Genomic DNA, 14,072 nt, shown 5'->3' on the forward strand with positions numbered 1-14,072 from the left:
GCGTTTGGCAACACACCATGGCAGCTTTCCCGGCACTGGCGGTTGACACTAGCCGAGCGCGTCGGCCATTTCGGGTACTGCCTCGAACAAATCCGCCACCAGCCCGTAATCCGCGACCTGAAAAATGGGTGCGTCAGGGTCTTTGTTGATCGCAACGATGACCTTGGAATCCTTCATACCCGCCAGATGCTGAATCGCGCCCGAAATACCCACAGCAATATAGAGTTCAGGGGCCACGATCTTGCCGGTCTGCCCAACCTGATAGTCGTTGGGCATGAAACCTGCATCCACGGCCGCGCGCGAGGCACCGACCGCGCCCCCCAAGTTGTCGGCCAGGTTTTCCAGGAGTTTGAAGTTGTCCGCGCTACCCATGCCGCGACCACCGGAGACCACAATGGAAGCAGCCGTCAGTTCCGGGCGATCCGAGCGGGTCAGCTGTTGGCTGATAAAGCGCGAAAACGCAAAGTCCACCACCACCGGAATCGCTTCGATAACGGCCTGCCCACCCGTCACGGCGGGATCAAAACCCGTGGTGCGAATGGTCACCACGGTGATGGGGTCGCAGGTCTGGACAGTCGCCAGGGCGTTGCCGGCATAAATCGGTTGAACGAAGGTGTCGCTCGCCACGACCGCAATCACATCCGACACCTGGGAACTGTCGAGCAGAGCCGCGACACGCGGCATAAAGCTTTTGCCTACCGCGCTGGCCGCCGTGACGATGTGACTGTAGTCACGCGCCCGCTCAAGCACCTGAGCCGCCAGGTTTTCCGCCTGCGCATAAGCGTGCTCGATACCATCGGCCTGCAACACGTGACTCACACCGGCGATGCTCGCAGCCTCTTTGGCTGCATCTGAACATTGGTGTCCGGCGACCAGCACGTGCACGTCGCTGCCCATCTGCAAAGCCGCTGTCACCGTATTGAACGTCGCGCTCTTGAGCGAACGGTTGTCGTGTTCCGCAATTACCAGGACAGCCATATCAAATCACCTTTGCTTCCAAACGAAGTTTATCAATCAGCGCCTTCACATCAGCGACCAGTACCCCGCCTTCACGCGCCATGGGTTCACGCACGCTGACTGTTTTGAGACGGGGTGCAAGATCGACTGAGAGCTCTGCCGCACTGAGGGTTTCCAGGGTTTTTTTCTTGGCTTTCATAATGTTGGGCAGTGAGGCATAACGCGGGGTGTTGAGGCGCAGGTCTGTGGTGACGACCGCAGGCAGGGACAACGCCCGGGTCTCCAAACCGCCATCCACCTCGCGGGTAACCAAGACAGTGTCTGCCGACAGTTCGACGTTTGAAGCAAATGTCGCTTGTGGCCAGCCCAACAGCGCGGCGACCGCTTGGCCGGTCTGGCAGGCGTCATCGTCGATGGCCTGCTTGCCAAGAATCAACAGGCTTGGCTGCTCACGTTCACAGATCGCCTTCAGCGCCTTGGCTACGCCCAGCGGCTGCACCTGAATGTCGGTTTGCACCAGGATCGCCCGGTCCGCTCCCAGGGCCAAACCGGTCCGCAGCACGTCCTGACAAGCCTGGGTGCCGATGGAGACCAGCACCACTTCGCTGGCGATACCAGCCTCCTTGAGCGCGACCGCTTCTTCCACGGCAATTTCATCGAAAGGGTTCATCGACATTTTTACGTTGCTCAGATCAATACCCGAACCATCAGGTTTGACGCGCGGCTTGGCGTTGTAATCAATGACCCTCTTGACGGCGACCAGCACTTTCATAACGGACCTGCCCGATAACCTGAATGATGTTCAGTATACTGAACTTCGTTCAGGTTATCTGTCAATCCTGAAAACGTTCGGCTCACACGTCAGGGGTGACCATCATGGCCCAGCAGTTGATCCTGGCCCACAGGGTGAGTCGGCTCGAGGCGAAGTTATGCATGTGAGCCATCGAGGGCACGACAAACACCGAAACGTCGCGGGCCTGGGCAAACGCACTGGGCTCCCGCTGCGGATGCTGACTGACATCCCGCTCACCCATGGCCATCAGCACAGGGACCGTGATCAGGTTCGCCTCTTCACGAATAAACCCTTCAGACATCATCGCCACGGCGCAGGGCGGAACGGTCAGGCTGCCAAACGGAGGGGCTTTGAGTCGGATGGGGTAGCCACCGCTCATATCAGCCTCGAGGATGTCCCGAGGAACGTCTTCCCAGTGGAAGGGGTAGACGAAATCCACGACTTGCAGGCTTGATTGCTGCACAGACAGCTCGGCTGGAGTGGCCTCGCGTCCTTGGTTGTGGGCGTCGATACCGCGCTTCACGTCCTCGGGATTACGTTGTGGCAATACCGTATGCAATGCGCTGTAGCCCAACGCCGCCACCGCATCAAAGGTCGCGTGCCGCCCTTGCATGATCAGCGTGATGCAGCCGCCCATCGATTGACCGATGCCCACCTTGCGCAGCATTGGCAACGCTGCGTAGCCCTCGGTCAACGTGCCGCTGCGCAATAGCTCGATCACTTGACGCACTGAGCTGTCATTCGCCGCAGCCAGGTGCTCGACGGTATAGGCGCCGAGGTGCTCCGTGGAGCTGTCGCCAACACCCAGATGATCGTAGGCAATGAAAATCACCCCCTGCGCGCAGTGATATTCAGCTTCGCTGTAGCCTGCGTGGCCGACAAATGACATGTCGTAATAGTGACGCGTGTAGCCGCCACCCGGCGAGGCGAAGATAGCGACCGGCGGCTGGGCCAAGCATTCGACATCCGGCAAATACACCGTCATCGCCACCCGATGCGGGCCTGGCAGGGGAATCACCGCACTGACATCGACGTGCATATCCAGGCGTTTGCTGATAGAGGAAGCACTCATAGATCACTCTCGTTTTTGTTGTGAGCATCAAGGATGGGGAGAGCACGTAGGCTCGCGCCATACGTCGGCACTCCCCTGTGAGGAACTTACGGCATGCAATTTATATTTGTAAACACCGTTCACAATAACTGAATAGTGTGGGAGGATGAGTGCGTTCGAGGCCTTATCGACACCAGCGCAGGTTGCGGTTGGAACAGGTGCTGGACTTTCCAAGACACTGCTAACAGGCAGGTAAAGACATGAAAACAATAATAAGCACGTCTGTTTTGTTACTTTCGATCATGGTGTTTGCTGCCGCAGTGAATGAAATTCGCATCGCGAATCCTCAAGCGGCAATCAATAATTGCAAGATGAATCCCCTTCAGTGCGTGACACCCTCCGTGAGCTTTGCCTCATTGCGTTGAAGCGTCGGCTGGCATCCGGGGTCATCTGTGCTCGCTCGCAGCCATTGCTGCGAGCGAGTATTCGACTGCCCAGCGATATCCAGCGCCGGGATTCACCTCAGGACAACAACGCCCGTAAAGTACTGATCAAGCCCAATGGCTGATCCAGCATCAAATGGTGATGCCCCTGAGGCATGACTACCGGTCCTCTGGCATTGGGCAGTGTCGCCAGGACTGCGCCAATACGTTCCGCACGGGCGCTACTGACCACCTGGCTAAGCTCACCACAGACGAAATCCAGCGGCACCTTGATCTGTTGCAAGACAGACTCACCGTCGCGTTCGAATATTGCGAACGGCAGGTCGGGATCGAACTTCCAGGTCCATCCCTGTTCGGTCTCACGCAACGAATGCCGCGCGATGTATTCACGCGCCCATTGGTGGGCCGGCTGCTCAGGCATCAGACGAAAGCGCTGCATCGCGGTGTCTGCATCCGGATAGACAGTGCCGCCGTATTGACGCGGCACAGGTGGCGTATCGGTGTCGATAAACGGGACATAGCTGTCGACCACCACGGCGCGATGAATCAGCTCGGGGCAGACCGAACACGCCCGAAGTACACGGGTACCGCCGTAGCTGTGGCCCACCAGGGTAGCGGTGCCCATGTCGGCGTGTTCGATCACCGCTCGTAAGTCTTCGACGAACACTTCAGCGCTGTACTGTGTCCGCCAGGCGCTGTCGCCCATGCCGCTGAAGTCCAGGGCAAACACCCGATAGTTTTCGCGAAAAAACGGCGCGATAAAGTCCCACCAGTGCGCATGTCCACGGTAGCCATGGGCGAACAGCAACGCCGGTTTGTGCCGCTCCTCTTCGTTCCAGGCCAGGTAATGCACCGCGACGCCCTCGCTCGTAGCGAAATGAGAGCGTGCGGGACACCCGATAGCCTGGTCGAACCAGGCCGGTGTTTGCTCATTGAAGGTCGTCATATCACAGCAGTTCACTGTAGCGTTCGACATGGTGATCAGCGTCTCCCCAGGTCATGTCGATGCAGGTCAGTCGCTTGAAATACCAACCCACCGCCAGTTCATCGGTCATGCCCATCCCGCCGTGCAATTGCACCGCCTGTTGCCCGATGAGGCGCCCTGCCCGCCCGATCAAGGCTTTGGCAGCCGACACCGCCTTGCACCGTTCTACGGCCGGCAAGTCGAGGCAGGACGCCGCATACAGGGTGATTGAGCGGGACTGTTCGACATAGCCCAGCATGTCGGCAAGTCGGTGCTGAAGTGACTGAAAGCTGCCAATCGCCTTGCCAAACTGCTTGCGGGTCTGCAGGTAGTCGACGGTCAGCTCGGTGAGTCTGGCCATGCAGCCCACAGCCTCGGCACACAGGGCAAAGAGCCCCCGATCAACCGCCCAATCCAGGTCGTCGAACCCCAGATCAACCCGGCCCATCAGGGCTTCAGCGTTGACATGAACATCGTTCAGCCTGATCTCGGCGACACGTTGACCATCGAGACCGGAAAAGCCCCTGGTTTCAAAACCGGCGGCTGTGGCGGGGACCAGGAACAGACTGATACCCTGCCGGTCGCGCTGCCGGCCAGAAGTGCGCGCAGAAACGATCAGCCAGTCGGCCGAATCACCATGGGCCACCACGGCTTTTTGCCCGTTAAGCACATATCCATTATTCGAACGCTTGGCGTCGGTCAATACATCACTCAAGTCGAAACGAGCCTGTGGCTCCAGTGCCGCCAGCGCTACGCGCAACGAGCCAGCCGCCAACTCGCCGAGCAAATCGCTTTTGAGTGCGTCAGTGGCCGATTTACCGATCAGCGCTGCACCGACCACGGCGGTGGGCAGATACGGCTCAAGCAACAAACCCCGGCCAAACGCCTCCATGACTATCATGGTTTCTGCCGGACCGGCCGCCAGACCGCCATAAACCTCGGCAACGTTCAACGCCAACAACCCGGTGTCGGCCAGCGCGGCCCAGTTTTGCGTCGACCAACCCTGTGCGGTCTGCGCCAGCGTGCGGCGGTTTTCAAATGCGTACTCGCGCTCAATGAAGCGGTTGACCAGGTCGGTCAGCATTCTTTGTTCTTCGTTCAGCGAAAAATCCATGGCAGTACCCTCATGGCCAACCCACCCGCACGCTCGTCGTCCGGGCGTCGTTCAAGCGAATGGACCGATCCGTCGACAGTCAGAGACCAAGCGTCAACTTGGCGATAATGTTCTTCTGCACCTCGTTGGAGCCGCCATAGATCGAAATCTTGCGCCAATCGAGGTAGTGCGCCGCCAAGGCGTTGAGCAACTCGCCATTGGCCGTGTCGACCTGCGCATCGGCCTCCATCGCCTCGCTGGTGAACGGCACGGCGTAAGGGCCGGCACATTCCATGATGAGCTCGGTCAGGGTCTGCTGGATTTCAGATCCGCGCACCTTCAGCAGTGATGCTTCGATGCCTTTGCTTTGCTGCTTCTGTTCCTGGTCGATCAGCCGCAGTAAAGACCACTCATGGGCCAACAACTCCATTTCGATACGTACTACTTTGTCGCGAAAGCGCACATCTTCGATCAGTGGTTTTCCGTGTTTGCTGACGCTGGCGGCAATTTCCTTCAAGCGCCGCATGAAGCGCTTGCAGTTACCCAGCCCGGCAATATTGGTTCGCTCATGGCCCAGCAAATATTTGGCGATGTTCCAGCCGCGGTGTTCTTCGCCCACCAGATTCTCGACCGGGACCTTGACGTTATCGAAGAACACTTCGTTGACGTCATGACCGCCATCCAGGGTTTTGATCGGGCGCACCTGGATGCCGGGGGTGTTCATTTCGATCAATAGAAACGAAATACCTTCCTGCTGGCGTCCCGACGCATCGGTACGCACCAGACAAAAAATCCAATCGGCCCATTGGGCAAACGAGGTCCAGATTTTTTGACCGGTGACGTGATAAAAGTCCCCCTCGCGTTCGGCCCGGCAGCTCAGTGACGACAGGTCAGAACCGGCTCCGGGCTCCGAATAGCCCTGACACCACCAGTCCTCCATGCTGAGAATGCGTGGCAGAAAGCGCTCTTGCTGAGCCGTAGTGCCAAACTTCTGCAGCACCGGCGCGACCATCGATAGCCCGAACGGCATTTGTCTGGGTGCGCCGGCACAGAAACACTCTTCGTCGAATATATTGCGCTGGGCTGAGTTCCAGCCGGCACCACCGAAGGACTGCGGCCACGCTGGCGCGCCCCAGCCCTGGGCCGCGAGAATGCGCTGCCAACGAACGTAGTCTTCACGCACCAGGTGCTTGAAGTTGAGCACCCGGTCGCGAATGTCAGTTGGAAGTTGGGTAGCAACGAATTCACGCACCTGCTGGCGGAAGGCTTGGTCTTCCGAGCTTTCACTTAGGTTCATAGGCTTATCTCAACTCAGTATGATCAGGCCGTTATTCAGCACGATTACATCCCGTGCATCGATCCGCGCGAGCAAGTGCCATTGACCGTTATCACCTTTCCAGAACTGAAAGCGCAGGGTCTCGCCGGGATAGACCGGTGCGGTAAACCGCGCGGCGACACGCTTGAGTCGACGGGCATCGCCCCCCGCGAGACAACTGATCGCCGCGAACGCCGCCATGCCGTAAGTCGCCAGACCGTGCAGGATCGGCTTGCTGAAACCGGCTTTGGCCGCGATCTCCGGGTCCGCGTGCAGCGGGTTGGAATCCCCCGACAAACGATAGATCAAGGCCGCCTGGGCCGGAGAGGTCAATTCGAACTCCGCATCCGGTGCGCGCTCAGGCACTCCTGGTAACCCCGCGGGGGGAGCGTCGGTCACGCCTGAAACTTCGCTGAAGCCACCGTCGCCACGTAAAAACGAGATTTGTCGGGTTTCGGCAATCCGTTCGCCGCTGGCGGTATCGATGATGTCGCGCAGCAGCTCTACAATCGCGCCCTTACCCACGCCCTTGTCGCAGATCCGGCTGACCCGGGTGCGGCTGGTCACCGTGCCACTGGCTGGCATTGGTTTGAACAAGCGGGTGTCTTGCTCACCATGAACCAGTTTGAGGTAGTCGATACCGGTCTCGGGATTGCGCATCCACGATTTTGGCCAGGCAATCGCTGCCGCCAGCGTCGGCACAGCTTGCAGATCTTTTTCGTAGGTGAACCGCAACTGGTTGGCATCCATAGGATCGCCACCCACGCCCAGCCCCAGTGCGTAGAGGATGCTGTCGCGCTCAGTCCAGGTCTGTGTGACGTCTTCTATGGGCCAGTGTTTGACTTTGTCGTAGTTCAGCATGTTCGGGTCCTCAGGGTTTCCAGACGCAGTGATGGGTTGACCGACGGTTCAGATCGGGTCCCAGCTGTAGACTTCATGGGTCTGTTGCAACGGCAGGAAACTCGCGCGCAACGCCGGAATAGCGTGTTCGGCGACCGATTGCGCGGTCCAGCCAGCGTCGCGGTGGACTGAACGAACCACCCGTGGCTGGCTGACCAGCATGATTTCGTTGGAGCGCACATAGAAAATCTGACCCGAAACATCCTTGGCCGCATCACTCGCCAGGAACACCGCCAAGGGCGCCTGCTTGGAGGGGTGCATCATTTTTTCCATGCGTTCGGCTTGCAGCTTTTTCTCCGGAGTGTCGGTGGGGACCGCGCCGATCATGCGGCTCCAGGCGGCCGGCGAGATGCAGTTGGAACGCACGCCAAAGGCCGCCATGTCCAGCGCTATCGCCTTGGACATACCCACGATACCCAGCTTGGCGGCGGCATAATTGACCTGGCCGACGTTACCCACCAGGCCGGTGTTGGAGGTCATGTGAATGTAAGAGCCGCCGTTTTGCTGGCGAAAGTACGGTGCAGCAGCACGCGCCAGAAAAAACGAGCCGTTGAGATGGACGCTAAGCACCGCCAGCCATTCTTGCTCGTCCATCTTGTGGAACATCCGGTCACGCAGAATGCCCGCATTGTTAACCACCACATCAATACGCCCAAAGGTGTCCATGGCGGTCTGCACGATACGGTGCGCGGAATCCCATCCCGCAACGCTGTCGGTACTGGCCACGGCATCGCCCCCCAATGCCTTGATCTCATTGACCACTTTCTGCGCAGGACCTGCATCCTGGCCCTCGCCGTGTACCGAAGAACCCAGGTCATTCACCACCACACGGGCGCCTTCAGCCGCCATTTCCAGGGCGATTGCACGACCGATGCCGTTGCCGGCGCCACTGACGACTACAACCTTACCTTCCAGCATTGCACTCATGTCTGCGTCCTCTTGTCATTATTTGAGCGCCGGGAGCAGTTCCCGCAACGCTATCGATAGCTTTCGTCTGGCCTGTAGCCCACGGGTGATGCTTACAGGTCGTCCGGGAATTCGGGTTTGCGTTTTTCCATGAAACTGGCGATGCCTTCTTTGTAGTCGGGGCTCTGATTGGCAATCGGCATGTCCAACCCGGCGCTCATCACCGCTTCATGACAGGTCTGGAATGGCACTTCCCAGAGTTGCTGCTTCATCACTCGCATTGAACGTGGAGAACAGTTTTCAGCCAGATCCCGGGCATAGGCGTAAGTCTCTTCAACCAACCGATCTGCCGGGATAGCCCGGTTGACCATCCCCATGCGCTCGGCCTCACGACCTTTGATCTTGCGGCCCGACAACAGCAGGTCGAGGGCATGGGCATGGCCGACGTGACGCTCAAGAATCCACGCCATGCCATATTCAGCCGTCAACCCGCGACGAGCGAAGGCGGTGGTGATGGTGGCGTCTTCAGCCACAAACCGGATGTCGCAGAACAGCGCGTGAATCAGTCCGATCCCGACCGTAGCGCCATTGAGCATGGCAATCACCGGCTTCGGAATCGCCGGGTAGTAGGAACAACGCGTCTGCCAATCCGGACGCTGGCGCATGTCGAACGGGCGCGGCAGCTTGGTCATCAAGCGGTTCGGGTCGCCGCCAAAGCTGTTGATGTCGCCGCCGGCACAGAAGGCCTTGCCCGCGCCGGTGAACACGATGACCCGCACGCCTTTATCCGCCCCGGCCTTTTGCATCGCGTCGTAGACGTCGGTAGCGACCGCGTCGTTCCAGGTATTGAGCTGATCGGGTCGGTTGAGGGTAATGGTCGCAATGCGATCCTTGACCTCATACAGAATCGTTTCATAGCGAGGGGCTTCAACGCTCATGGCGTGACTCCTGTCAGAAAGAACGTGGCAGACCGAGGATGTGCTCGGCCACGTAGGAAAGGATCAAGTTGGTGGAGATGGGCGCAACCTGATACAGACGCGTCTCTCTGAATTTGCGCTCGACGTCATATTCACACGCGAAACCAAAGCCGCCATGGGTTTGCAGACAGGCATTGGCGGCTTTCCAGGACGAGGTCGCCGCCAGGTGCTTGGCCATGTTGGCTTCGGCGCCGCACGGTTGATGACTGTCAAACAGCGAGCAGGCCTGGTATCGCATCAGGTCGGCGGCGCGAATGTCCATGTAGGCTTCGGCAATCGGGAACTGGATGCCCTGGTTCTTGCCGATCGGTCGGTCGAACACGATGCGCTCATTGGCGTACCGCGTCGCGCGATCAACGAACCAGTAACCATCACCGATGCATTCGGCAGCAATCAATGCGCGTTCCGCGTTCAGGCCATCAAGGATGTACTTGAACCCCATGCCCTCTTCGCCAATCAGGTTTTCTTCAGGAATCTCCAGATTGTCGAAAAACAGCTCGTTGGTCTCGTGGTTGACCATGTTCGGAATCGGCTGCACGGTCAGGCCGTTGCCAATTGCGCTGTGCAGGTCGACCAGAAAGCACGACAAGCCTTCGGACTTTTTCTTTACGTCAGCCAGCGGCGTGGTACGCGCCAGCAGAATCATCAGGTCCGAATGCTGTACACGGGAGATCCAGACCTTCTGCCCGTTGACCACGTAGCGACCGTCTTTTTTGACGGCCATGGTTTTCATTTTGGTAGTGTCGGTACCCGTCGAAGGCTCGGTAACCGCCATGGACTGCAAGCGCAGTTCACCACTGGCGATTTTCGGCAGGTACAGCTGTTTTTGGGCTTCAGAGCCGTTACGCAGCAGGGTATTCATGTTGTACATCTGGCCGTGACAGAAACCGGAGTTGCCGCCATTGCGATTGATTTCTTCCATGATCACCGACGCTTCGGTGAGTCCAAGACCCGAGCCGCCGTACTGCTCGGGGATCAGCGCGGCCATCCAGCCGGCATGGGTCAGCGCATCGACAAAGGCTTCCGGGTAAGACCGTTCATGGTCGATCTTGCGCCAGTACTCGTTCGGGTATTCGGCGCACAGGTCGCGCAAGGAGTCGCGCAGGTCACGGTACGGATCGTTGTTGGCGTGTTTCATCGTGCTCTTCTCCGGAAAAATCAGGCGTTCTCTGCGATCAGGCCGCCATCGCGGGCCAACTGCGCCAAGTGATGGTCGGTATCACCGAACATGAATTCGAGCATCGACAAGCGACGCATGTAGTGGCCGACCTGGCACTCTTCGGTGACGCCAATGCCGCCATGTAACTGCACCGCTGTTTGCGAGACGAAACGTGCCGAGCGACCGATTTGCACCTTGGCGGCCGAGATCGCCCGGCGGCGCTCCAGAGGGTCCGGGTCATTGCTCATCATGCTGGCGTAAAGCGCCATGCTGCGGGCCTGCTCGGTCATCACCAGCATGTCTACCGCCTTGTGCTGCAGACTCTGGAAGGAACCGATGGCCACCCCAAACTGTTTGCGCACTTTGAGGTACTCCACAGTCATCGTCTGCGCTTGTTCCATAGCACCCACGGCTTCAGCGCACAGCGCCGCAATGGCGGCATCGACCGTCTGCTCGATTGATTCAAGGGCCTTGCCGGCTTCACCCAACAGGGCCGCCGACCCGACCCGGACCTGGGACAAACGGATGTCGGCGGCGCGCAGTTGGTCCTGCATCCTGTAGCCACGCCGCGAAACGCCTTCGGCCTGCGCATCGACCACAAACAAAGCGATACCGTCACGCTCGCGTCGTCCACCACTGACACGAGCCGAGACCAGTAGCGTGTCGGCGCAGTCACCATGCAGCACGAAGCGTTTGGCGCCGTCGAGAATCCAGTCATCGCCGTCTTGCCGGGCGGTGGTCGCCACATCAGCCAGGTCATAGCGCGACTGGTCCTCACTGTGGGCGAAGGCCAGCAGCCGTTCTCCACCGATCAACGCCGGAAGCCAATCTGCACGTTGTGCGGGGCTGGCCAATGCGCGTAGCAACCCGCCCGCGAGCACCACCGTCGCCAGGTAAGGCTCCAGCAGCAGGGAGTGTCCCATGGCCTCCATCACAATCATGGTCTCCACGGATCCACCGTTGAAGCCGCCGTCTTCTTCCGAAAACGGCAACCCGAGCAGCCCCAGTTCGGCAAACTGCGCCCACAACCGCCGGCTCCAGCCGTCTGGCTGCGCCAGGTAACGCCCCCTCTGGTCAAAGCCGTACTGATCGGCTACCAGACGCTCGACCGCGTCCTTGAGCATGCGTTGTTCTTCGTTAAGATCGAAATTCATGCTTAAAGCCCCAGCAACGTCTTGGCGAGAATGTTGTGCTGAACTTCATTGGAGCCGCCGACAATGGAAACGTGGCGGACCCAGTAGTAATTCGGCGCGATGGTCAGGGCCCAGTCATGCTCGCCGGACGACGTATTTTCGCCGGTGACAAACGACAGATCGAATTCCAGTGCGTTGTAGCCAGCGACCTCCATCAACAATTCAGTGGCCGCCTGTTGCAGTTCGGAGCCTTTCATCTTCAGGATCGAGCTGCGCGGATCCGGGACATGGCCATATTTTTCGCTGTCCGCGATAACACGCATCTGGGTCATTTCAAGCGCTTTGAGTTCCACCTCGATGGACGCTACCCGCTCGCGAAAACGCGGTTCGTCCGCCAGGCAACCATCACCGACGCTCACGCTGCGGGCCAGTTGTTTGGCGCGCCTTACGCGAAACTTCGACAGGCCAACCCGAGCAATCCCTCCGCGCTCACTGCCCAGCAGGAACTTGGCGACATCCCACCCCTTGTTCACTTCTCCAATGACATTGGCGATCGGCACACGCACGTTGTCGAGGAACATTTCGTTGGTTTCGTGATGCCCATCCAGGGTGATGATCGGCCGCACCGTGATACCCGGCGTGCGCATGTCCATCAGCAAAAACGTGATGCCCTGTTGTTTTTTCGCGGTGGCATCGGTACGTACCAGCATGAAGCACCAGTCGGCATGGTGCGCGGTCGAGGTCCACATTTTCTGGCCGTTGATCACGTACTCGTCACCGTCACGTACCGCGCTGGTACGCAAGGAGGCCAGGTCCGACCCTGCGCCCGGCTCCGAAAAGCCCTGGCAGAACCAGTAGTCCATGTTGGCGACACGCGGCAAGAATTCGCGTTTCTGCGCCTCGGTACCAAAGGCAATCAACACCGGACCGATCATGTTCATATTGAACGAGATCGGTTCTGGCGCCGGCGCCATGTGCAGCTCTTCCTTGAAGATGTATTGCTGGGTTGCGGTCCAGCCCTGCCCTCCCCACTCCGGGGACCAGGCAGGGGCCGCCCAACCCTTGGCGTTCAGAATGCGCACCCAGTCGACCATCTCCTCTTTGGAGATGCGCTGGCCAGACTCCACCTTGCGCCGAACCGCCACCGGCAGCGCACTTTTAAGGAATGTCCGCACTTCATCGCGAAAGGCGACTTCCTCAGCCGTAAAGCGTAGATCCATGGAAACATTCCTTCTCAGTCGATGATGCCGTCGCCACGCAACGCGGCAATTTCGCTGGCACTGAACCACGCGGCGAGCGCGGCATTGGTGTTCTCAGGGGTAACCGGTTTTGGCGCCGTCGGGGTCGAAGGCTCGCTGCGGGAAAAACGCGGTGCCGGGGCTGGCTGCACTACGCCATCGACCTTCACGAACGTGCCGCGCGCTTTAAGATGTGGATGCTCGGCGGCTTCGGTAAAACTCAGTACACCGGCGGCACACGCATCGCTGGCCTCCAGCAGGCTGACCCATTCGTCACGGCTGCGACTGAGGAAGCGCTCGGCGATAATCTGTTTGGCTTCAGGCCAGGCACTACGGTCCATCTGTGCTCCCAAGCTGACGGGATCAATATCCATCAGGCTCAGCAACTGATCGTAAAACTTGCTTTCGATCGGCCCGACGCTGATGAATTTGCCGTCCTTGCAGGCATAGCAGTCATAGAAAGGTGAACCGCTGTCCGTGATGTTGGTGCCCCGCCCTTCTTTCCATATGCCGGCGGCGAGCATGCCGAAAAAGGTGGTTGCCAAGTGCGCTGCACCATCGACGATCGCTGCATCGACCACCTGGCCTTTGCCGGACTGCCGAGCTTCCAGGACACCCGCCAGAATACCCAGGGCCAGGTACAGCGAACCGCCCGCATAATCACCCAATAGATTAAGAGGAATGGTGGGTGGTTGACCTTCACGACCAATGGCATCGAGCACCCCTGTCAGTGCCAGGTAGTTGAGGTCATGACCGGCATACGCTGCCATCGGGCCTGTCTGGCCCCAGCCCGTCATACGCCCATAAATCAGTTGAGGATTACGCGCCAGGCAGTCATCGGGCCCCAGCCCCAGACGCTCGGTAACACCGGGACGGAAGCCTTCGATCAGCGCATCGGCTTGCTCGACCAGCTTAAGCACGGTCTCTACGCCCATCGGGTCTTTGAGATCCAGGGCAATCGCATAGCGGTTGCGCAATAACGTGTTGTATTGCAATGGGCGCTCGATCCCCAGCTTGACCGGTTCCTTGCGATCGACCCGAATCACGGTCGCGCCCAGGTCGGCCAATAGCATCGCGCACATTGGCCCAGGGCCGATGCCGGCCAGTTCGACCACCTTGAAGCCGGTTAGCGGGCCGGCCATG

General features: G+C 59.2%; 13 protein-coding genes. All 13 read right to left on the reverse strand.

The window, feature by feature from the left end; translation table 11 throughout:
* Positions 1–48: 48 nt before the first annotated feature.
* The 13 genes from ACVWXD_RS14355 to ACVWXD_RS14415 all read right to left on the reverse strand — a co-directional run bounded on the left by ACVWXD_RS14355 (position 49) and on the right by ACVWXD_RS14415 (position 14,071).
* Positions 49–978: an FAD-binding protein gene (locus ACVWXD_RS14355; RefSeq protein ID WP_183702080.1), complete on the reverse strand. Its 930-nt coding sequence runs from the start codon at positions 976–978 to the stop codon at positions 49–51.
* Position 979: 1 nt separating this feature from the next.
* Complete coding sequence (locus tag ACVWXD_RS14360; RefSeq protein ID WP_457371134.1) at positions 980–1,729, reverse strand: electron transfer flavoprotein subunit beta/FixA family protein; 750 nt, start codon at positions 1,727–1,729, stop codon at positions 980–982.
* An 82-nt stretch (positions 1,730–1,811) separates the two neighbouring features.
* Complete coding sequence (locus tag ACVWXD_RS14365; RefSeq protein WP_183702085.1) at positions 1,812–2,822, reverse strand: alpha/beta hydrolase; 1,011 nt, start codon at positions 2,820–2,822, stop codon at positions 1,812–1,814.
* Between the two features lie 501 nt (positions 2,823–3,323).
* Complete coding sequence (locus ACVWXD_RS14370; RefSeq protein WP_183702088.1) at positions 3,324–4,190, reverse strand: alpha/beta fold hydrolase; 867 nt, start codon at positions 4,188–4,190, stop codon at positions 3,324–3,326.
* A 1-nt stretch (position 4,191) separates the two neighbouring features.
* A complete protein-coding gene (locus ACVWXD_RS14375) occupies positions 4,192–5,322 on the reverse strand; it encodes an acyl-CoA dehydrogenase family protein (protein ID WP_457371135.1) in 1,131 nt (376 codons plus the stop codon).
* Positions 5,323–5,401: 79 nt separating this feature from the next.
* Positions 5,402–6,598: an acyl-CoA dehydrogenase family protein gene (locus ACVWXD_RS14380; protein ID WP_183702094.1), complete on the reverse strand. Its 1,197-nt coding sequence runs from the start codon at positions 6,596–6,598 to the stop codon at positions 5,402–5,404.
* A gap of 9 nt (positions 6,599–6,607) precedes the next feature.
* A complete protein-coding gene (locus ACVWXD_RS14385) occupies positions 6,608–7,477 on the reverse strand; it encodes a MaoC/PaaZ C-terminal domain-containing protein (protein ID WP_183702097.1) in 870 nt (289 codons plus the stop codon).
* Positions 7,478–7,525: 48 nt separating this feature from the next.
* Positions 7,526–8,443, reverse strand: a complete 918-nt coding sequence (locus ACVWXD_RS14390; RefSeq protein ID WP_221214851.1) for an SDR family oxidoreductase — start codon at positions 8,441–8,443, stop codon at positions 7,526–7,528.
* A gap of 92 nt (positions 8,444–8,535) precedes the next feature.
* Entirely contained in the window at positions 8,536–9,360 is an 825-nt protein-coding gene (locus ACVWXD_RS14395) for an enoyl-CoA hydratase (protein WP_183702100.1), read from the reverse strand.
* 13 nt (positions 9,361–9,373) lie between these two features.
* Positions 9,374–10,537: an acyl-CoA dehydrogenase family protein gene (locus ACVWXD_RS14400; protein ID WP_053136261.1), complete on the reverse strand. Its 1,164-nt coding sequence runs from the start codon at positions 10,535–10,537 to the stop codon at positions 9,374–9,376.
* A 20-nt stretch (positions 10,538–10,557) separates the two neighbouring features.
* Positions 10,558–11,712, reverse strand: coding sequence for an acyl-CoA dehydrogenase family protein (locus ACVWXD_RS14405; protein WP_183702103.1), 1,155 nt, complete (start codon positions 11,710–11,712; stop codon positions 10,558–10,560).
* A gap of 2 nt (positions 11,713–11,714) precedes the next feature.
* The gene (locus ACVWXD_RS14410; protein ID WP_183702106.1) at positions 11,715–12,911 is read right to left on the reverse strand and encodes an acyl-CoA dehydrogenase family protein; all 1,197 of its coding nucleotides are present in this window, start codon (positions 12,909–12,911) and stop codon (positions 11,715–11,717) included.
* Between the two features lie 14 nt (positions 12,912–12,925).
* Entirely contained in the window at positions 12,926–14,071 is a 1,146-nt protein-coding gene (locus ACVWXD_RS14415; protein WP_183702109.1) for a CaiB/BaiF CoA transferase family protein, read from the reverse strand.
* Between the last annotated feature and the right edge of the window lies 1 nt (position 14,072).

The organism is Pseudomonas sp. TE3911 (assembly GCF_054062775.1).

What these genes read in the sequence shown, in the direction of transcription:
- ACVWXD_RS14355 (WP_183702080.1), bottom strand. Translation starts at nt 978, where the DNA reads ATGGCTGTCCTGGTAATTGCGGAACACGACAACCGTTCGCTCAAGAGC.
- ACVWXD_RS14410 (WP_183702106.1), bottom strand. Translation starts at nt 12,911, where the DNA reads ATGGATCTACGCTTTACGGCTGAGGAAGTCGCCTTTCGCGATGAAGTG.
- ACVWXD_RS14400 (WP_053136261.1), bottom strand. Translation starts at nt 10,537, where the DNA reads ATGAAACACGCCAACAACGATCCGTACCGTGACCTGCGCGACTCCTTG.
- ACVWXD_RS14380 (WP_183702094.1), bottom strand. Translation starts at nt 6,598, where the DNA reads ATGAACCTAAGTGAAAGCTCGGAAGACCAAGCCTTCCGCCAGCAGGTG.
- ACVWXD_RS14395 (WP_183702100.1), bottom strand. Translation starts at nt 9,360, where the DNA reads ATGAGCGTTGAAGCCCCTCGCTATGAAACGATTCTGTATGAGGTCAAG.
- ACVWXD_RS14370 (WP_183702088.1), bottom strand. Translation starts at nt 4,190, where the DNA reads ATGACGACCTTCAATGAGCAAACACCGGCCTGGTTCGACCAGGCTATC.
- ACVWXD_RS14415 (WP_183702109.1), bottom strand. Translation starts at nt 14,071, where the DNA reads ATGGCCGGCCCGCTAACCGGCTTCAAGGTGGTCGAACTGGCCGGCATC.
- ACVWXD_RS14385 (WP_183702097.1), bottom strand. Translation starts at nt 7,477, where the DNA reads ATGCTGAACTACGACAAAGTCAAACACTGGCCCATAGAAGACGTCACA.
- ACVWXD_RS14405 (WP_183702103.1), bottom strand. Translation starts at nt 11,712, where the DNA reads ATGAATTTCGATCTTAACGAAGAACAACGCATGCTCAAGGACGCGGTC.
- ACVWXD_RS14365 (WP_183702085.1), bottom strand. Translation starts at nt 2,822, where the DNA reads ATGAGTGCTTCCTCTATCAGCAAACGCCTGGATATGCACGTCGATGTC.
- ACVWXD_RS14390 (WP_221214851.1), bottom strand. Translation starts at nt 8,443, where the DNA reads ATGAGTGCAATGCTGGAAGGTAAGGTTGTAGTCGTCAGTGGCGCCGGC.
- ACVWXD_RS14360 (WP_457371134.1), bottom strand. Translation starts at nt 1,729, where the DNA reads ATGAAAGTGCTGGTCGCCGTCAAGAGGGTCATTGATTACAACGCCAAG.
- ACVWXD_RS14375 (WP_457371135.1), bottom strand. Translation starts at nt 5,322, where the DNA reads ATGGATTTTTCGCTGAACGAAGAACAAAGAATGCTGACCGACCTGGTC.